At 47.1% G+C, this 18,457-nt stretch carries 15 protein-coding genes and 2 tRNA genes; 16 read left to right on the top strand and 1 reads right to left on the bottom strand.

Annotated elements, in window-relative coordinates; translation table 11 throughout:
* The first annotated feature begins 1 nt into the window (after nucleotide 1).
* The 9 genes from secG (at nucleotide 2) to rpsO (ending at nucleotide 7,294) form a co-directional block, all read left to right on the top strand.
* A complete protein-coding gene (gene secG, locus N7386_RS05270) occupies nucleotides 2–334 on the top strand; it encodes a preprotein translocase subunit SecG (RefSeq protein WP_279767290.1) in 333 nt (110 codons plus the stop codon).
* A gap of 11 nt (nucleotides 335–345) precedes the next feature.
* Nucleotides 346–432 (top strand) — tRNA-Leu (locus tag N7386_RS05275).
* 83 nt (nucleotides 433–515) lie between these two features.
* Nucleotides 516–592, top strand: a tRNA-Met gene (locus N7386_RS05280).
* A 170-nt stretch (nucleotides 593–762) separates the two neighbouring features.
* On the top strand, nucleotides 763–1,218 hold the full coding sequence (gene rimP / locus N7386_RS05285; RefSeq protein ID WP_011716141.1) for a ribosome maturation factor RimP: 456 nt from the start codon (nucleotides 763–765) through the stop codon (nucleotides 1,216–1,218).
* A gap of 29 nt (nucleotides 1,219–1,247) precedes the next feature.
* Nucleotides 1,248–2,747: a transcription termination factor NusA gene (gene nusA, locus N7386_RS05290; protein WP_279767293.1), complete on the top strand. Its 1,500-nt coding sequence runs from the start codon at nucleotides 1,248–1,250 to the stop codon at nucleotides 2,745–2,747.
* Between the two features lie 25 nt (nucleotides 2,748–2,772).
* Complete coding sequence (gene infB, locus N7386_RS05295; protein WP_086903704.1) at nucleotides 2,773–5,442, top strand: translation initiation factor IF-2; 2,670 nt, start codon at nucleotides 2,773–2,775, stop codon at nucleotides 5,440–5,442.
* Nucleotides 5,443–5,504: 62 nt separating this feature from the next.
* Nucleotides 5,505–5,945 carry a 30S ribosome-binding factor RbfA gene (gene rbfA / locus N7386_RS05300; RefSeq protein ID WP_088210876.1) on the top strand — a complete coding sequence of 147 codons (441 nt, stop codon included), beginning with the start codon at nucleotides 5,505–5,507 and terminating at the stop codon, nucleotides 5,943–5,945.
* Nucleotides 5,945–6,898 (top strand): tRNA pseudouridine(55) synthase TruB, encoded by a 954-nt coding sequence (gene truB / locus N7386_RS05305; RefSeq protein WP_279767296.1) that lies wholly within the window; start codon nucleotides 5,945–5,947, stop codon nucleotides 6,896–6,898. Before rbfA ends, truB begins: the two co-directional genes overlap by 1 nt.
* 126 nt (nucleotides 6,899–7,024) lie before the next feature.
* Entirely contained in the window at nucleotides 7,025–7,294 is a 270-nt protein-coding gene (gene rpsO, locus N7386_RS05310; RefSeq protein WP_011621820.1) for a 30S ribosomal protein S15, read from the top strand.
* A gap of 86 nt (nucleotides 7,295–7,380) precedes the next feature.
* On the opposite strand, the gene N7386_RS05315 is transcribed toward rpsO, so the two are convergent.
* On the bottom strand, nucleotides 7,381–9,435 hold the full coding sequence (locus tag N7386_RS05315; RefSeq protein WP_088210874.1) for an EAL domain-containing protein: 2,055 nt from the start codon (nucleotides 9,433–9,435) through the stop codon (nucleotides 7,381–7,383).
* Between the two features lie 193 nt (nucleotides 9,436–9,628).
* On the opposite strand from N7386_RS05315, the gene pnp reads away from it, so the two are divergent.
* From pnp to N7386_RS05345, 7 genes are all read left to right on the top strand, one after another.
* Nucleotides 9,629–11,728 carry a polyribonucleotide nucleotidyltransferase gene (gene pnp, locus N7386_RS05320; protein WP_279767298.1) on the top strand — a complete coding sequence of 700 codons (2,100 nt, stop codon included), beginning with the start codon at nucleotides 9,629–9,631 and terminating at the stop codon, nucleotides 11,726–11,728.
* 191 nt (nucleotides 11,729–11,919) lie between these two features.
* On the top strand, nucleotides 11,920–12,822 hold the full coding sequence (gene nlpI, locus N7386_RS05325) for a lipoprotein NlpI (protein WP_011621823.1): 903 nt from the start codon (nucleotides 11,920–11,922) through the stop codon (nucleotides 12,820–12,822).
* Nucleotides 12,823–12,921: 99 nt separating this feature from the next.
* Complete coding sequence (gene prfC / locus N7386_RS05330; RefSeq protein ID WP_011716148.1) at nucleotides 12,922–14,502, top strand: peptide chain release factor 3; 1,581 nt, start codon at nucleotides 12,922–12,924, stop codon at nucleotides 14,500–14,502.
* Nucleotides 14,503–14,573: 71 nt separating this feature from the next.
* A complete protein-coding gene (locus tag N7386_RS23500) occupies nucleotides 14,574–14,753 on the top strand; it encodes a hypothetical protein (protein WP_041412565.1) in 180 nt (59 codons plus the stop codon).
* A gap of 10 nt (nucleotides 14,754–14,763) precedes the next feature.
* Nucleotides 14,764–15,528 (top strand): TatD family hydrolase, encoded by a 765-nt coding sequence (locus tag N7386_RS05335; protein ID WP_041412946.1) that lies wholly within the window; start codon nucleotides 14,764–14,766, stop codon nucleotides 15,526–15,528.
* A gap of 176 nt (nucleotides 15,529–15,704) precedes the next feature.
* Nucleotides 15,705–16,964, top strand: a complete 1,260-nt coding sequence (locus N7386_RS05340) for a NupC/NupG family nucleoside CNT transporter (protein WP_011716150.1) — start codon at nucleotides 15,705–15,707, stop codon at nucleotides 16,962–16,964.
* Between the two features lie 335 nt (nucleotides 16,965–17,299).
* The gene (locus N7386_RS05345; RefSeq protein WP_011716151.1) at nucleotides 17,300–18,139 is read left to right on the top strand and encodes an outer membrane protein OmpK; all 840 of its coding nucleotides are present in this window, start codon (nucleotides 17,300–17,302) and stop codon (nucleotides 18,137–18,139) included.
* Nucleotides 18,140–18,457 lie beyond the last annotated feature (318 nt).

Below are 18,457 nucleotides of genomic sequence, written 5' to 3' on the forward strand. Positions count from 1 at the left end.
TATGTATGAAGTTTTAGTAGTTGTTTACTTGTTGGTTGCATTAGGCTTAATTGGCCTGATCTTAATCCAGCAAGGCAAAGGAGCTGACATGGGGGCCTCATTTGGCGCCGGTGCATCAGGTACCTTATTCGGTTCAAGCGGTTCAGGTAACTTCCTGACACGTACAACGGCGATTCTGGCCATTGCGTTTTTCACGTTAAGTCTGCTGATTGGCAACTTAAGTGCAAACCACGCAAAAAATGAAGGTGCATGGAAAAATTTAGGTTCTGATGAACAGGTTACTCAACCAGTTGATCAAGCAACCGAAAAGTCAGAAACGAAAATTCCTGACTAGTAAAAGGTGTCGCCGAGGTGGTGAAATTGGTAGACGCGCAGCCTTGAGGTGGCTGTGTCCTAACGGACGTGCGGGTTCAAGTCCCGCTCTCGGCACCATAATATAGCTAAGTGAGACGAAGTAAGCGCTGACTTAGTTATTGCAAGCAAAGACGATAGTCAATATACTTGCACACAGTTGACGCGGGGTGGAGCAGCATGGTAGCTCGTCGGGCTCATAACCCGAAGGTCGTCGGTTCAAATCCGGCCCCCGCAACCAGCTCCTAGTAACGAATAGTGTTTGAATTCGTTATGGTTTACAGGTTCTTGAAGCTAATAACCTCGTCATTACGGGGTTTTTTGTTATCTGGGACTTTTAAATTTGTCGTATCCGATGCGACGTTTTACTAGGGCTATTAAGCCCTTTTTTGTTTTTTCCGGGGGTCAATTTTGGCAACATTAGAATCCAGACTGGCAGACATGCTCAAAGTGCCTGTGGAGGCATTAGGCTTCCAACTTTGGGGCATTGAATATGTACAAGCGGGTAAACATTCAATCCTGCGCGTGTTCATTGATGGTGAGAATGGTATCAATATCGAAGATTGTGCCAACGTAAGTCGCCAAGTCAGCGCTGTACTCGATGTTGAAGACCCTATTTCGACCGAATATACCTTAGAGGTTTCTTCACCCGGTGTAGATAGACCGCTGTTCACTGCTGAACAATATGCGGCCTACGTCGGTGAGGATGTCAAGCTTCAACTGACTATGCCTGTCGCGGGCAGTCGTAATTTAAAAGGCGCCATTACACAGGTTGACGGTCAAATGCTGTCACTCAATGTGAATGGTAAAGAGCTGGTTGTCGCCTTGGATAATATCCGTAAAGGCAACATCATCGCTAAGTTTTGATGGTTTCAAGGTGAACGAGGCAAGACGAAATGAATAAAGAGATTCTGCTAGTCGCTGAGGCGGTTTCAAATGAAAAGGCCGTTCCACGCGAGAAAATTTTTGAAGCGCTAGAAACTGCGCTGGCAACTGCAACCAAGAAAAAATACGAAGGCGATATCGACGTTCGTGTTTCTATCGACCGTAAAACTGGCGCCTATGAAACATTCCGCCGCTGGATGGTGATCGATGATAACGGTGTTGCGTTAGAAAACCCATACCGCGAAATCACCTTTGAAGCTGCGCGTTACGAAAACCCAGAAATCCAACCTGGCGATTACATCGAAGATCAGATCGAATCTGTCGCCTTCGACCGTATTACGACCCAAACCGCTAAGCAAGTGATCGTACAGAAAGTACGTGAAGCAGAGCGTGCGCAAGTCGTTGAACAGTTCCAAGATAAAGAAGGCGAGCTGATCACTGGTGTGGTGAAAAAAGCGACCCGTGAAAGCGTGGTTGTAGACTTAGGTAACAACGCTGACGGCGTATTGTTCCGTGAAGATTTAATTTCACGTGAATCTTTCCGTCCTGGTGACCGTGTCCGTGCACTGCTGTATTCAGTACGTCCAGAAGCCCGTGGCGCGCAGTTATTCTTAACTCGCACTAAGCCAGACATGCTGATTGAGCTGTTCCGTGTTGAAGTACCTGAAATCGCCGATGAGCTGATTGAAGTCATGGGCGCTGCGCGCGACCCAGGTGCACGCGCTAAGATTGCCGTGAAGTCAAACGATCGTCGTATCGACCCAATCGGTGCTTGCGTAGGTATGCGTGGTGCACGTGTACAAGCTGTATCGAATGAACTCGGTGGTGAGCGTGTGGATATCGTGTTGTGGGATGATAATCCAGCACAATATGTGATCAACGCAATGGCGCCTGCCGATGTGGCTTCTATCATCGTTGATGAAGACAACCACTCAATGGATATCGCCGTTGAAGCGGAAAGTCTGGCACAAGCCATTGGCCGTAACGGTCAAAACGTACGTTTAGCAACTCAGCTGACTGGTTGGGAACTGAACGTAATGACAGTGGAAGACATGAACAAGAAGCACCAAGCCGAGAGCGCTAAGGTGAAGAGCTTATTCATGAACGCACTGGATGTAGATGAAGATTTTGCTCAAGTACTGGCTGACGAAGGTTTTACTTCTCTCGAAGAAGTGGCTTACGTGCCTGTATCTGAATTATTAGCAATTGATGGCTTCGATGAAGATATCGTTGAAGCATTACGTGAGCGTGCAAAAGCGGCGATCTCAACTCGAGCTCTCGCCACTGAAGAAGCACTAGATGGTGTGGAGCCAAGTGAAGAGTTATTAGCACTTGAAGGTGTTGAAAGACACTTAGCCTATGTTTTAGCAAGCAAAGGTATCGTGACTCTAGAAGACTTGGCTGAACAAGGCATTGATGATTTGATCGAAATTGAAGAATTGACAGAAGAAAAAGCAGGTGCGCTGATCATGGCTGCCCGCAACATCTGTTGGTTTGGCGAAGAAGCATAAGTCGATCAACAGGGGGATTTAACTGATGGCAGATACTACCGTAGAGAAATTGGCCACGGAAGTGGGTAAAAGTGTTGAACGTCTGATTGAGCAATTCTCTCAGGCCGGAATTAAGAAAGGCCAAACTGATAACGTGTCTGAAGCTGAGAAGCAACAGTTACTGGATTATCTGAAGAAGCAGCATGGCGGCGAAAGCGCACCGACCAAAATGACACTGCAACGTAAAACCGTATCGACCCTGAGTGTGGCCGGTAATGGTGGTCAATCTAAAGACGTTAAAGTAGAAGTACGTAAGACCCGTACTTTCGTTAAGCGCGACGTGAGCGAAGCGGTTCTGAAAGCTGAAGAAGAAGCCAAAGCGAAGGCAGAAGCTGAAGCTCAGGCAAAAGCTGAAGCAGAAGCCAAGGCCAAAGCGGAAGCCGAAGCTAAGGCTAAAGCAGACGCCGAAGCAAAAGCTGAAGCCAAGGCGAAAGCGGATGCTGAAGCAAAAGCTAAAGCCAAAGCGGCGACTGATGCGAAAACCACAAAAGATACTTCGCCAGAAGCGGAAGCGGCACGTGTTGAAGCTGAGCGTTTAAAAGCGGCTCAAGCGGAAGCGACTAAGCGTAAGCAAGACGAAGAAGCGGCTAAAGCGGCTGAAAAAGCACGTCTATTAGCGGAAGAAAACTCTAAGCGTTGGGACGAAGAAGAGCGTCAACGTAAAGAGGCTGAGCGTTATAGCGATCACCATATCACTACCTCTAAAGTGGCCCGTGCCGCTGAAGATTCATCGGATATGGATGAAGAAAAACGTGGTCGTCGTGCACGTAACAAAAATACCGCTAAGACTAAACGCGGTGGTAAAGATGCTCGCGATGGTCGCGAAAAACACATGCGTAACCGCAGCACAGCGCCAGAATCAATGGCACACGGCTTTAACAAGCCAGTAGCTGCTGTTACCCGTGACGTACGTATCGGTGAAACCGTTACTGTGGCAGAACTTGCGCACTTAATGGCTGTTAAAGCGACTGAAATCATCAAACAAATGATGAAGATGGGCTCAATGGTGACGATCAACCAAGTGTTAGATCAAGAAACCGCCCAGCTAGTTGCCGAAGAAATGGGCCACAAAGTGGTACTGATCCGTGAAAACGAATTAGAGCAACAAGTACTGTCTGAGCGTGATGAAGAGGGCGGCGTTAAGCTTGAACCTCGTGCGCCAGTTGTGACCATCATGGGTCACGTTGACCACGGTAAAACGTCTCTGCTCGACTATATCCGCCGCGCGAAAGTGGCTGCGGGTGAGGCCGGTGGTATTACTCAGCATATCGGTGCATACCATGTTGAGACCGAAAACGGCATGATCACTTTCTTAGACACCCCAGGTCACGCCGCGTTTACCGCAATGCGTGCCCGTGGTGCTAAAGCGACTGACATCGTTGTACTGGTTGTTGCTGCCGATGACGGCGTAATGCCACAAACCATCGAAGCGATTCAACACGCTAAAGCCGGTAACGTGCCATTGATTGTTGCTGTCAACAAGATGGACAAACCAGAAGCCGATATCGACCGCGTGAAGAGCGAATTAGCGCAACACGGCGTTATGTCTGAAGATTGGGGCGGTGACAACATGTTCGCCTTCGTATCTGCTAAGACAGGTGCTGGCGTTGACGACCTACTCGAAGGCATTCTGCTGCAAGCTGAAGTATTAGAGCTTAAAGCGGTACGTGACGGTATGGCGGCAGGTGTGGTTATCGAATCACAACTGGACAAAGGTCGCGGCCCTGTGGCAACGATTCTGGTTCAAGAAGGTACACTGCGCCAAGGCGACATCGTTCTGTGTGGTTTAGAGTACGGCAAAATCCGTGCGATGAAAGACGAGAACGGTCGTTCAATCACTGAAGCGGGCCCATCAATCCCTGTTGAGATCTTAGGTCTGTCAGGTGTGCCATCTGCCGGTGATGAAGCAACTGTTGTTCGCGACGAGCGTAAAGCCCGTGAAGTAGCCCTGTACCGTCAAGGCAAGTTCCGTGACGTGAAATTAGCGCGTCAGCAGAAGTCTAAGCTGGAAAACATGTTCGCGAACATGACCGAAGGCGAAGTGAAGGAACTGAACATCGTTCTGAAGGCAGACGTTCAAGGTTCACTCGAAGCGATTACCGACTCCTTAATGGGTCTGTCTACCGACGAAGTGAAAGTGAACATCATCGCTCGCGGTGTGGGTGCTCTGACCGAAACCGACGCGACTTTAGCTGCGGCTTCTAACGCGATCATGGTTGGCTTTAACGTCCGTGCCGATGCACAGGCGCGTAAGACTATCGAAAGCGAAAGTGTTGACCTGCGTTACTACAGCGTTATCTATAATCTGATTGATGAAGTGAAAGCGGCGATGACGGGTATGTTGTCACCAGAATTCAAGCAACAGATTATCGGTCTGGCTGAAGTACGTGACGTGTTCAAGTCACCAAAACTGGGCGCAATCGCCGGTTGTATGGTAACTGAAGGTACCATCAAGCGCAGCGCACCAATCCGCGTACTGCGTGATAACGTGGTGATCTTCGAAGGTGAACTCGAATCGCTACGTCGCTTTAAAGACGACGTTAACGAAGTTCGCAACGGCATGGAATGTGGTATCGGTGTTAAGAACTACAACGATGTCCGCGTGGGTGACCAAATCGAAGTATTCGAAACCGTCGAAGTGGCACGTACACTGTAACGATAAAGAGGGCGGCATTAGCCGCCCTTTCAATTTAATACATTAGCTATGGTAACTCTATTATGGCAAAAGAATTCAGTCGTACACGTCGCATAGCCCAGCAGTTGCAGCAAGAGCTGGCTGTTGTGTTACAACGCGACATGAAAGATCCCCGTATTGGTTTTGTAACCGTTAATGATGTCGATGTGTCCCGCGATTTAAGTTACGCCAAAGTGTTTGTGACTTTCTTCGAAGAAGACAAAGAGCTAGTGCAAGAAAAGCTCAATGCCTTGATTACAGCCGCACCTTATATCCGTACTTTAGTTGCGGGCCGTATGAAGCTGAGAGTCATGCCTGAAATCCGTTTCGTGTATGACAGTTCATTGGTTGAAGGTATGCGTATGTCTAACCTCGTCAGCCAAGTGATCAACAGCGATAAAGCCAAGCAGCAACAGTTTGGTAGCGCCGACGATGTGACTGATAATGACATCGACGAAGCCGATGACACCGAAGGTAAAGCGTAATGGCGAGACGTTCGAAGGGCCGCTTCATCGACGGTATTGTGTTGTTGGATAAGGCCACTGGCATGAGCTCCAACTTCGCATTACAACGGGTAAAGCGCTTTTTTAATGCCAATAAAGCAGGGCACACGGGAGCACTCGATCCCTTGGCTACGGGTATGCTACCTGTGTGTTTAGGCGAAGCGACTAAGTTTTCGCAGCATTTGCTGGATTCGGATAAGCGTTATCTTGTTACAGCAAAACTGGGACAACGCACAGATACCAGCGACTCTGACGGTGAAGTGGTGCAGACTCGCCCGCTCGAGTTCACTGAGGCGCAGTTAATGTCCGCCTTAGAGCATTTTCGTGGTGATACCCTGCAAGTGCCCTCCATGTATTCGGCGCTCAAATACCAAGGCCAGCCTTTGTATAAGTATGCCCGTGAGGGGATTGAAGTGCCGCGCGAGGCACGTCCAATCACAGTATTTGAGCTGAACTTCATCGGTCTAGAAGGCGATGAGCTGACCTTAGACATTCATTGCTCTAAGGGCACGTATATTCGCACTATCATCGATGATTTAGGTGAGATGCTCGGTTGTGGCGCCCATGTGATTATGCTGCGCCGTACTCAAGTTGCCCATTATCCCTACGACAAAATGGTCACTCTTGAGCAGCTCGAAGCCTTAGTCGCTAAGGCACAGGAGGAGCAGCTTGACCCAAGCAGCTTGCTGGACTCGCTGCTGCTGCCTATGGATACGGCGGTTGCTGACTTTCCTGAGGTCAATGTCCCTGATGCGAGTGCAGCTTACCTTATGCAAGGTCAGGCGGTACGAGTCTCTGGGCTCGTTGCAGATACACTGGTGCGCATTACGTTGGGCACTGAGCGTCGTTTTGTCGGCATTGGCGAGATGAACGAAGATGGTTTACTGGCGCCTAAGCGCTTAGTCGTACTCCACGACCAAGTTAAAGCATCTTAATTGATTATCTTGGGTTATTAATCCATCGCATTTATTGCGCGCGCCAAGGATTATGGGTAGAATGGCGCGCCCTCTGGCTGAGTTAGTGATCGGCTAGAGATTCACATTTTATATTTGGAGAGACACATGTCACTAAGTACTGAAGCGAAAGCAAAGATCCTGGCTGAATTTGGCCGTGGCGCAAACGATACTGGTTCAACTGAAGTTCAAGTTGCGCTGTTAACTGCTCAAATCAACCATTTGCAAGATCACTTCAAAGAGCACATCCACGATCACCACTCACGTCGTGGTCTGTTACGCATGGTTAGCGCTCGTCGTAAGTTATTAGCTTACCTGAAGCGTACTGAAGCAGCGCGTTACAATGAGCTGATCCAAAAGTTAGGTTTACGTCGTTAATCACGCGTTTACTGACGTAAAAAAGGAGGCTAAGCCTCCTTTTTTATTGTCTCAAATTCAGTGTTTACACTATCTTCTTCGACGTATTAAGCGCCACGTAATCCATCAATATTGCTAATGGTTGCGGTTTGATTGGCAATATACAGCGCCTCAAATTCCGCCTGTGGCAACGGCTGACTAAAGTAGAAGCCTTGACCGATTTGACATTGGTTACGCTTGAGCCAATCGAGTTGCATTTCGTTTTCAATCCCTTCGGCCACAATCGTCAGATTTAACTGTTTACCTAACATCAAAATGGTCGAGGCAATGGCGCTGTCCCCTGGTAAGTCGGACACAAAGCAACGGTCGATTTTCATGGTGGTGATCGGCAAATGGCGTAGGTAAGACAGGGAAGAGTAACCTGTACCAAAGTCATCGACTGCAATACCAAAACCTGCCGATTTGAGCTGCTCTAACTTGTTGATCGCAAGCTCAATATCATTCATTAACGAGGTTTCGGTGATTTCAATTTCGAGTAATTCCGGTTGGATTTGATAACGCAGCGCCATCTGTTTGATGTCCGACACTAGGCTGGCATCGGCAAATTGCTGTGACGCGACGTTAATGGCAATCGGTATAGCAAAGTTATATTTCTTCTGCCAGTCGCGCAGCACGCGGCAGCTTTGCTCGATTACCCAACGTCCGATGGGAATAATAATACCGGTTTCTTCCGCCACAGGAATAAAGGATATCGGGCTGATTAAGCGGCCATCTTTTTGCCAGCGGATCAGGGCTTCACAGGCGGTGATTTTGCCGGTTTGTAAATCCAACTTGGGTTGAAAGTAGAGCAAAAATTCATTGTTTTTCAAGGCATCATGCAGTGATGCTTCGGTGCGGAGTCGCACGGCCGCGCGCTCGGTCATCTGTTGCTTGAAGAAGGCCCATTGATTCGAACCTGCTGCCTTTGCACTGTACATGGCGATATCGGCATGGCGGATAAGATCTTCGGCGCTGTTGCCATCTTCTGGATAGATGGAAATCCCAATCGATGCCGCCGGATGAATTGCATGTTCATTCAGTTGAATCGGAACATTGAGCTGCACTAACAGCTTATCGACAAAGTCGGCGGCTTGATCGGGGGAGTGGACCGAGTCGGCAAGAATCACGAATTCGTCGCCACCTAGGCGTGATACTGACCCTTTATCTCCTACGACGCGCTCAAGAATACGAGCGATACGGGCGAGGAATTGGTCGCCAAGGGCATGTCCTAATGAGTCATTGATATTTTTGAAGCGGTCTAAGTCAATAAACATCAAAGCAAAACTGCTTTTATGAACCCGTGAGCGCTGGATTGTCACGGCAATGGTTTCCAGTAACAGAGTGCGATTGGGCAGGCCTGTTAATGGGTCTCGGGTAGCCATCTTACGCAGTTTGGATTGGGTTTGACTGAATTGGATAAGGATCTGGTTAAATTTTGATGTCACTAGGCCTAATTCGTCATCCTTATGGGCATTGGACATAGGCAGCAGGTTTTCATCGGGTGAATCGGGTGAAATCTTATCTATGGCTTCACTGATCCTGGCAATCGGCTGGGTTAAGAAGCGGTGGAATACCACGGATAGCACTAAGGTGAGTAGTAACGCGCGGGCTAAGGTGGCAAAAAAGCTGAAGCGTAACTGGCTAAAGAGGGTGTTGGTGAGTTCTTGCGTGTCGTAAAAAATGGTTAATGTGCCGATAAGCTGCTGTTTTTGTGTGCCTTCAAAGTAAAAGGGCCGATATAAGGGCCGTGAAATTTCTTTTAAGTCATCAAAGAGTTTGTTGCTAAGGCTGATAAAGGTTTGTGAGTTGTTTTTCTTATTATTGCTCACGGAAACAAACATCGAGCCGTCATCGAGTTCGATTACCGCAGAGCCGACATGCTCTACTTTAATTGCGCCTTCAAGGGTTTGTCTTGCTAGGTTGTCGTCTAATGCCCAGACGGCGTTGGCGGCGGGTTGTTCTACAGAATCCAGTAATTCCTGTTGCGTGGTAGTGAGTTGCTGCTTGGTGGAGACGACGACGAGGGCAATTTCAACAATGAAGATGGCGATAGCGAAAAAAAGCGCTGTAAAAACGACGAGATTCGTTTGTTTCCAAGTTAGGGATTTAAAGCGACCCGTCATTCAGCTCATCCTTTATTATTGTTTTCGCTATAGGGGATATTGCTACATTAAGTTACAACATAACTCTTTGTTCGTTTACCCACTTTAGTGAAAAGATAGACCTTTGTCATCATTATCTGCTCTTTATCTATTGTTCCTAATTGCAGTATACTTACGCGCGTAATTCAAGGTCATTAATTAAGGAATGGGTCACGTGAATCCAATTGTAAAGAGTTTTGAGTATGGTCAACATACAGTCACCCTGGAAACAGGTGTCATAGCACGTCAAGCAGACGCTGCCGTTTTAGCTAGCATGGGTGACACGACAGTGTTAGTCACTGTTGTTGGTAAAAAAGAAGCTGAAGCAGGCCGTGACTTCTTTCCTCTGACTGTTAACTATCAAGAAAAGACCTACGCAGCAGGTAAAATTCCTGGTGGTTTCTTTAAGCGTGAAGGTCGTCCTTCAGAAGATGAGACATTAATCGCTCGCCTGATCGACCGTCCAATTCGTCCTCTTTTCCCTAATGGCTTCACAAACGAAGTTCAAGTGATCATTACTGTTGTATCTGTCGATCCACAAATCGAGCCGGATATTATTTCAATGATCGGTACTTCGGCTGCGCTTGCTATTTCGGGTATCCCATTCAGCGGCCCATTAGGTGCAGCGCGCGTGGGTTATATCAATGGCGAATACGTACTGAACCCAACTGTTGAACAGTTAGCGACTAGCCAATTAAACTTGGTTGTTGCTGGTACTGAAAGCGCAGTACTGATGGTTGAGTCAGAAGCTCAAGCCTTACCGGAAGAAGTGATGTTAGGCTCTGTGGTTTACGGTCATGACCAACAACAAGTTGTGGTCAAAGCCATCAACGAATTCAAAGCAGAAGCAGGCAAACCAGCGTGGAACTGGACTGCACCTGTGGCGAACGAAGCCTTAGTTGCTCAAGTTAAAGAATTAGCTGAAGCAGGTTTTGTTGAAGCGTATCAAATTCAAGTTAAACAAGAGCGTTATGCTCAAGTTGCTGTGGTTAAAGCCGCTGCTAAAGAAGCGCTGCTGGCTGCAAACCCAGAAGTGGATTTACGTGAAGTTGACGGTCTGCTCGGTAGCTTAGAGAAGAAAGTGGTTCGTGGTCGCATCATCCGTGGTGAGCCGCGCATCGACGGTCGTGAGCCAGACATGGTTCGCGCATTAAGCGTATTAGCTGGCGTATTACCACGTACTCACGGTAGTGCACTGTTTACCCGTGGCGAAACTCAAGCACTGGTGACTTGTACTTTAGGTACTGAACGTGATGCACAGAAGATTGATAGCATCATGGGCGAGCGTACTAACCGCTTTATGCTGCACTACAACTTCCCTCCTTACTCTGTGGGTGAGACAGGTATGGTGGGTTCACCTAAGCGTCGCGAAATCGGCCACGGCAAGTTAGCATGGCGCGGTATCAACGCGGTTATGCCAACGGCTGAAGAATTCCCATACAGCGTGCGCGTGGTTTCTGAAATCACTGAATCAAACGGTTCAAGCTCTATGGCTTCAGTATGTGGTACTTCTCTGGCGCTGATGGATGCGGGTGTACCCATCAAGACTTCTGTAGCGGGTATCGCTATGGGTCTAGTTAAAGAAGGCGATGACTTCGTTGTTCTGTCTGACATCTTAGGTGATGAAGACCACTTAGGTGACATGGACTTCAAAGTAGCCGGTACTCGTGACGGTGTGACTGCACTGCAGATGGACATCAAGATCGAAGGTATCACCAAAGAAATCATGGAAATTGCACTGCAACAAGCCTACGGCGCGCGTGTACATATCCTGAACGTGATGGACCAAGCAATTGGTTCACACCGTGATGATATCTCTGACCACGCACCACGTATCACAACTATCAAGATCAACCCTGAGAAGATCCGTGATGTTATCGGTAAAGGCGGCGCGGTAATTCGTGCTCTGACCGAAGAAACTGGCACCACTATCGAACTGGAAGATGACGGTACTGTGAAGATTGCTTCGTCAAATGGCGATGCAACCCGTGAAGCCATCCGTCGTATCGAAGAAATCACTTCTGAAGTTGAAGTGGGTCGTATCTACAACGGTAAAGTTATCCGTATCGTAGACTTCGGAGCCTTCGTTAACATTCTGCCAGGCAAAGATGGTTTAGTGCACATTTCGCAAATCAGCGATGAGCGTGTTGCTAACGTCTCTGACCACCTTGAACTGAACCAAGAAGTGACTGTTAAGGTCATGGAAGTGGATCGTCAAGGCCGTGTACGTCTGTCAATCAAAGAAGCACAGACTAAAGAAGCCGCTGCTGAATAATCGTCTTTACTGACATTATCGGCGTCAGTTTCGACATGACGTGACTAAAAGGAGATCAATTGATCTCCTTTTTGTTTGTTTAGGTTTAATAAAATTGCGTTTAATGCTATTCCTCAATAGCAGTCCTGAAGTGGGATTGCTATCATGAACATTCTTCTGCGTGGGTTGGGAATCTAAAAAGGTAGAAATGGATGAGTCTTAAAATTAGAACCGCTGTTGTTGCTGTGCTGGCGGGTGCCAGCTTGATGTTGGCTGGATGTGCGACCACTAAGTCTCCCTTAGACAACCAAAATGACGTTGAAGGCAAGTTAGTCATCGCCCCCGTGATGCCAGACTATAAAGTTGAAGTCACCCTTGCCAAGCTGAATGAAATATTATCGGCGGTTGAGCTAACCAACGAGCAGCGCGCACGTTTTCATTACGACCGTGGCGTGATTTACGACAGCGTTGGTTTACGCTTAATGGCGCGTATCGATTTTATGCAGGCGCTTAAACTGCAACCCGACTTAGCCGATGCCTATAATTTCCTTGGTATTTATTACACCCAAGAGGGTGAATACGATAGCGCTTATGAGGCGTTTGATGGGGTATTAGAGCTGTCGCCAAACTATGATTATGCCTATTTGAATCGCGGCATTGCGCTTTATTATGGTGATCGGAACGATCTCGCCTTAAAAGATATGCAGGCGTTTTATGCCGGCGATAATAAAGACGGTTACCGCGCCCTGTGGTTATATCTCATCCAGTCAAAGGATAACGCTGAGGAAGCTAAACGTCAGTTACAGGAGCACCGCAAGGGACTGGAAGCCGATGCCTGGTCAACCGTAATTGTTGATTATTACCTCGGTGCTAAGAGCCGCGAGCAGGTTTTTGCTGACGCCAAGTTAGGCCTGACCCACCCCAAAGAATATGCTGAGCGTTTGTGTGAAGCGTATTTCTACCTCGCGAAAATCGAAATCGCCAAGAATCAATACCAAGAGGCGGCGAATTATTTCCGTCTTGCCCTCGCGACCAATATCTATGACTTTGTTGAGCACAGATACGCGCGAATTGAGTTAGCCAAAGTTAAAGGTTTGCTCGAAGGCACAAAATAAGCCATATCGCCCGAGACACATCTTGGGCTTTACCTAGCCAAGTACGCACTGAGGCGCTATAATTTGCGCCTTTTTTAGCGATACGAGTGCATAGGTTAAATGTCAGACAATAAAGTAGAGGTCGATAAACGTCGCACCTTCGCGATTATATCGCACCCCGACGCGGGTAAAACCACCATTACCGAAAAAGTGCTGTTATTCGGAAACGCGCTGCAGAAAGCGGGTACCGTTAAGGGCAAAAAATCGGGTCAGCATGCTAAGTCTGACTGGATGGAAATGGAAAAAGACCGTGGTATTTCGATTACTACGTCTGTCATGCAGTTCCCCTATGGTGGCGCGCTCGTTAACCTACTCGATACTCCCGGCCACGAAGACTTCTCAGAAGATACTTACCGCACCTTGACGGCGGTTGACTCTTGCTTGATGGTTATCGACTCGGCAAAAGGGGTAGAGGATCGTACCATCAAATTGATGGAAGTCACGCGTCTGCGCGATACGCCTATCGTGACCTTTATGAACAAACTCGACCGTGATATTCGCGATCCCATCGAACTGATGGATGAGGTTGAAGATGTTCTTAATATCGCCTGTGCGCCTATCACTTGGCCTATTGGCAGCGGTAAAGAGTTCAAAGGTGTTTACCATATTCTGCGTGATGAAGTGGTACTGTATCAGAGCGGTATGGGACACACGATTCAAGAGCGCCGCGTGATTGAAGGCATCGATAACCCTGAGCTGGATAAGGCGATTGGTAGTTATGCTGCCGATTTACGTGATGAAATGGAGTTGGTTCGCGGTGCATCGAATGAATTTGATCATCAAGCCTTCTTAAAGGGTGAACTTACGCCAGTCTTCTTCGGTACTGCATTGGGTAACTTCGGTGTTGACCATATCCTCGATGGTATTGTGGAGTGGGCGCCAAAGCCGTTGCCTCGTGAAAGCGATGCGCGGATGATCATGCCTGACGAAGAAAAATTCACCGGTTTTGTGTTTAAAATCCAAGCTAACATGGATCCTAAACACCGTGACCGCGTTGCCTTTATGCGCGTTTGCTCGGGTCGCTATGAGCAAGGCATGAAGATGCACCATGTGCGCATTGGCAAAGATGTTAACGTCAGTGATGCCTTGACCTTTATGGCGGGTGACCGAGAACGTGCTGAAGTGGCGTATCCTGGTGATATTATTGGTTTACATAACCATGGGACCATTCGTATTGGTGATACTTTCACCCAAGGTGAAAAGTTCCGCTTTACCGGTGTACCTAACTTCGCACCTGAAATGTTCCGCCGTATTCGTCTGCGTGATCCACTCAAGCAAAAACAATTGCTTAAGGGCCTAGTTCAGTTGTCTGAAGAAGGTGCTGTGCAGGTATTCCGTCCATTAGATTCGAACGATTTGATCGTTGGGGCTGTGGGTGTGCTGCAGTTTGAAGTGGTTGTCGGCCGCTTAAAGAGCGAGTACAACGTTGAAGCGATTTACGAAGGTATTAGCGTTTCAACGGCACGCTGGGTTTATTGTAAAGATGAGCGTAAGCTAGAAGAGTTCCGCCGTAAGTGCAGCCAAAACTTGGCGCTCGATGGTGGCGATAACTTAACTTATATTGCGCCAACTATGGTTAACTTAAATCTTTCGATGGAAAGATACCCTGATATCGAGTTCGCTAAAACGCGCGAACACTAACAGGTAAGTAACCTAGGCTAAAAGGCGGTGATTCACCGCCTTTTTTGTATCTACAATTTGTGGGATGACTCATGATTCATTGGATAACTCGGGCGTGGCGTGCCTATATTCGTTGGTGTGACAAGATGGGGCTGACGCCAGAGAATCGCCGTTGTTGTATGCCTCGATTGGAGGACCCGCCATTAGCCCGCAACAAGCCGAATTGCCAAGAAAAGGCGCCTGCACCCCAAGGAGAAACAAAATCGGAGTAACAGATTGATGATGCTAGATACCCACGCACACCTCGATTTCGCAGAGTTTGATAGTGACCGCGAACAGGTCGTGCAGCGTATGCGACAAGCGGGCATCGATAATCTGATTATTCCGGGAGTTTCCCCGCTGCATTGGGAAAAGCAGTTGGCGATTGCAGAGCAATATCAATGTTATTTTGCCTTAGGTATCCATCCTTGGTTTTGCCCCGAAGATGTTGATAAGGCTATTTCTGCATTAACATTTCAAGTTTCTCAGTTACGAGAATGTCCCCGTTTTGTTGCTATTGGTGAATGCGGATTAGACAAACTTTATGCTGATAATTGGAGTAAACAGTTAGCATTTTTCGATGCGCAGCTAACTCTCGCCAATGAGCTGAACTTGCCCGTTATCGTCCATGCAGTCAAAGCTCATCAAGAGGTATTGTCCCATTTAAAGCGCCACAAACTCCCAAAAGGTGGCGTAATACACGCCTTTTCTGGCAGTCCCGATATAGCTGCTGAATATATTAAGTTGGGTTTTAAGCTAGGTATTGGGGGCTTAGTGATGAATCCCAATGCGAAAAAACTGCTCAAAACCGTCAGCGAATTGCCCCTAGACAGCTTCCTACTTGAGACTGATTCTCCAGCCATGACCCCGCAAAATGTTACAGAAAAACGGAATCAACCCGCTAACGCTGTACTTTTTATAGACAAAATTGCAACTTTGCAAAAAAAATCTAGTGTTCTAATATCAGAACACTTGGTGTCGAATGCAATGCAACTGTTTGACCTTTAGTTGTTTTTGGTTAAACAGGTGTAGGTCGCAATAGCATTTTGCTCTAAGCGGTTGAAATTAAACTCCAAAATTTTGATCAAAACGACGATTTTCGACTTTCTCTCGGGTATAATCTGACTCGGAAATAGGTTGATTAACAACATAATTAAAAAGTGTTAACAATAGGGTGATGGTTAATGAATATATTGATGAGCTTAGTAGGGGTGGTCGTCCTACTTGCGATAGGTTTCCTCCTATCGAATAACAAAAAAGCAATTAACTTGCGTACTGTGGGTGGTGCATTAGCCATCCAGGCCGCCTTCGGTGGTTTTGTACTGTACGTTCCTGTCGGTAAAGATATCCTGAAAAGTGTATCTGACGCGGTTTCTAGCGTTATCGGTTATGCACAAAACGGTATCGGCTTCCTGTTCGGTGATTTAGCTAACTTCAAACTTGGCTTTATCTTCGCGGTAAACGTGTTGCCAGTTATCGTGTTCTTCTCTTCTCTGATCGCCGTTCTGTACTACTTAGGCATCATGCAGTGGATCATCCGTATCATCGGTGGTGGTCTGCAAAAAGCATTAGGCACAAGCCGTACTGAATCTATGTCTGCGACTGCTAACATCTTCGTTGGTCAAACTGAAGCGCCGTTAGTGGTTCGTCCATTCATCCCAACTATGACTCAATCAGAACTGTTTGCGATCATGGTGGGTGGTTTAGCTTCTATCGCAGGTTCAGTACTGGCTGGTTACGCGCAAATGGGCGTGCCTATTGAGTACTTAGTTGCTGCGTCATTCATGGCGGCACCAGGTGGTCTATTAATGGCTAAACTGATGCACCCAGAGACTGAAGTTGCTAAAAACGATATGGATGAATTACCAGAAGATCCTGATAAGCCAGCTAACGTATTAGACGCTGCTGCTGCGGGTGCTTCATCTGGTATGCACTTAGCGTTAAACGTTGGTGCAATGCTGTTAGCCTTCGTTGGTTTGATCGCAATGATCAACGGCATCATCGGTGGTGTAGGTGGTTGGTTCGGTGTTGAAGGTTTAACACTGGAACTGATCCTTGGTTACATCTTCATGCCTTTAGCTTTCTTAATCGGTGTACCTTGGAACGAAGCACTGGTTGCTGGTTCTTTCATCGGTCAGAAGATCGTTGTTAACGAATTCGTTGCTTACCTGAACTTTGCTCCATACCTAAAAGACATCGCTGATGGCGGTATGATTGTTGCTGACACTGGTTTAGCAATGACTGACAGAACTAAAGCGATTATTTCGTTTGCACTGTGTGGTTTCGCTAACTTGTCTTCTATTGCGATTCTGCTAGGTGGTTTAGGTGCTATGGCTCCTAACCGTCGTCACGATTTAGCTAAGTTAGGTATCCGTGCAGTTATCGCCGGTTCTTTAGCTAACTTAATGAGTGCAACAATTGCAGGTCTGTTCTTAGCTATCTAAGCATAGACGTGTAGGGGAGACGCTCCCCACTAACTGGGTCCTGACCATGCAGGGCGGGACCTAAGTTAATTCAACCATTTTCCAGTAGTGAATATTTCCCGATTGTATAGGCCAGATTACAACTAGACTTTAGCTGTGATGCTGTCTTAACGGTCGTGACGTACGGTTAAGTTAATTAATCGTAAACAACAAGTCGCGACTTTGTTCACAATTAAGAATTTTGTGTTCGTGATTTTACGCCAGATTATTGAGATTTTTTTTAATCGAGGTAGAATGCGAGCGCCACAAAAAGAACGCTACCCTTGACGGTAGCAAACAAAATAATGGGGTTGATGATGAAAAACGTTAAAACTTTAGCTTTAGCTGCTACAGCAGTAGCTGCAATGTCTGGTAACGCATTTGCTGCAGACCGTTCAGACCTTCACGGTTCTGACTACAAGTGGATGCAGTTCAACGCTATGTACTCTATCGGCGAAAAGCCTGATAACCCAGCTTCTGGCGACCAACACAACTACTTAGAAATGGAGTTCGGCGGCCGTTCTGGTATTTTCGATCTGTATGGTTATGTTGACGTATTCAACTTAGCAAACGAGAACACCAAAGACGGTGACAAGAACCCAGGTTCAGGCACCAGCAAACTGTTCATGAAATTTGCTCCACGTGTTTCTATCGATGCATTAACTGGTAAAGATTTATCTTTCGGTCCAGTACAAGAAGTTTACTTCTCTACTCTGTTCAACTGGGACGGTCTGAACGGTGAAGGCGTTAACTCTACTTTCTGGGGTGTTGGTGCTGACGTAAACGTGCCTTGGTTAGGCAAAACAGGTATGAACCTGTACGGTTATTACGACATGAACGCGAAAGAGTGGAACGGTTACCAATTCTCTGCTAACTGGTTCAAGCCTTTCTACTTCTTCGACAACAAGAGCTTCCTGTCATTCCAAGGTTACATCGATTACCAATTCGGTGCTGACGAAGACAAGACTGCTTTCGTACCAAAAACCTCTAACGGTGGTAACATCTTCTTCGGTCTATACTGGCACTCAGATCGTTACGCTCTGGGCTATGGCTTGAAAGGCTTCAAAGACGTTTACCTGTTAGAAGACGGTGCTGGTGCACTGGCTCTAGAATCAACAGGTTGGTCTCACTACCTGTCAGCTACTTACAAGTTCTAATTTCTTGTAAAAGCCGTTGGAGCCGCGATGGCGGCTCCATCTTTTATGTGTCATGAATCTTTATCTAAACCCATTTATAATTTGAGCAGTGCGTTTATATAAAGGTTTGTGTTTTTCTCGCGCTAAAACGGATTTTTCGCGGAAAAGTAGGAACAAGACATTATTCGTATCCTCTCTTCCGGTCTTCAAGGATTCAAGTCGTGATCACTTATAGTTCATTTAAGTGTCAGGATGCGTATGTGTTATGCATAGGCAAGATTGAATACCTAATAAAAATGTAATTTGCCCTACACAAATTACTCGGCATCGCCTGAAGGC

Source organism: Shewanella sp. GD04112 (assembly GCF_029835735.1).
Taxonomy (GTDB): Bacteria; Pseudomonadota; Gammaproteobacteria; order Enterobacterales; family Shewanellaceae; genus Shewanella.

Coding starts and splice junctions, on each gene's coding strand:
- N7386_RS23500 (WP_041412565.1), top strand. CDS start 14,574: ATGATTCATTGGATAACTCGGGCGTGGCGTGCCTATATTCGTTGGTGT.
- N7386_RS05340 (WP_011716150.1), top strand. CDS start 15,705: ATGAATATATTGATGAGCTTAGTAGGGGTGGTCGTCCTACTTGCGATA.
- N7386_RS05335 (WP_041412946.1), top strand. CDS start 14,764: ATGCTAGATACCCACGCACACCTCGATTTCGCAGAGTTTGATAGTGAC.
- secG (WP_279767290.1), top strand. CDS start 2: ATGTATGAAGTTTTAGTAGTTGTTTACTTGTTGGTTGCATTAGGCTTA.
- infB (WP_086903704.1), top strand. CDS start 2,773: ATGGCAGATACTACCGTAGAGAAATTGGCCACGGAAGTGGGTAAAAGT.
- rbfA (WP_088210876.1), top strand. CDS start 5,505: ATGGCAAAAGAATTCAGTCGTACACGTCGCATAGCCCAGCAGTTGCAG.
- N7386_RS05315 (WP_088210874.1), bottom strand. CDS start 9,435: ATGACGGGTCGCTTTAAATCCCTAACTTGGAAACAAACGAATCTCGTC.
- nusA (WP_279767293.1), top strand. CDS start 1,248: ATGAATAAAGAGATTCTGCTAGTCGCTGAGGCGGTTTCAAATGAAAAG.
- nlpI (WP_011621823.1), top strand. CDS start 11,920: ATGAGTCTTAAAATTAGAACCGCTGTTGTTGCTGTGCTGGCGGGTGCC.
- N7386_RS05345 (WP_011716151.1), top strand. CDS start 17,300: ATGAAAAACGTTAAAACTTTAGCTTTAGCTGCTACAGCAGTAGCTGCA.
- prfC (WP_011716148.1), top strand. CDS start 12,922: ATGTCAGACAATAAAGTAGAGGTCGATAAACGTCGCACCTTCGCGATT.
- rpsO (WP_011621820.1), top strand. CDS start 7,025: ATGTCACTAAGTACTGAAGCGAAAGCAAAGATCCTGGCTGAATTTGGC.
- truB (WP_279767296.1), top strand. CDS start 5,945: ATGGCGAGACGTTCGAAGGGCCGCTTCATCGACGGTATTGTGTTGTTG.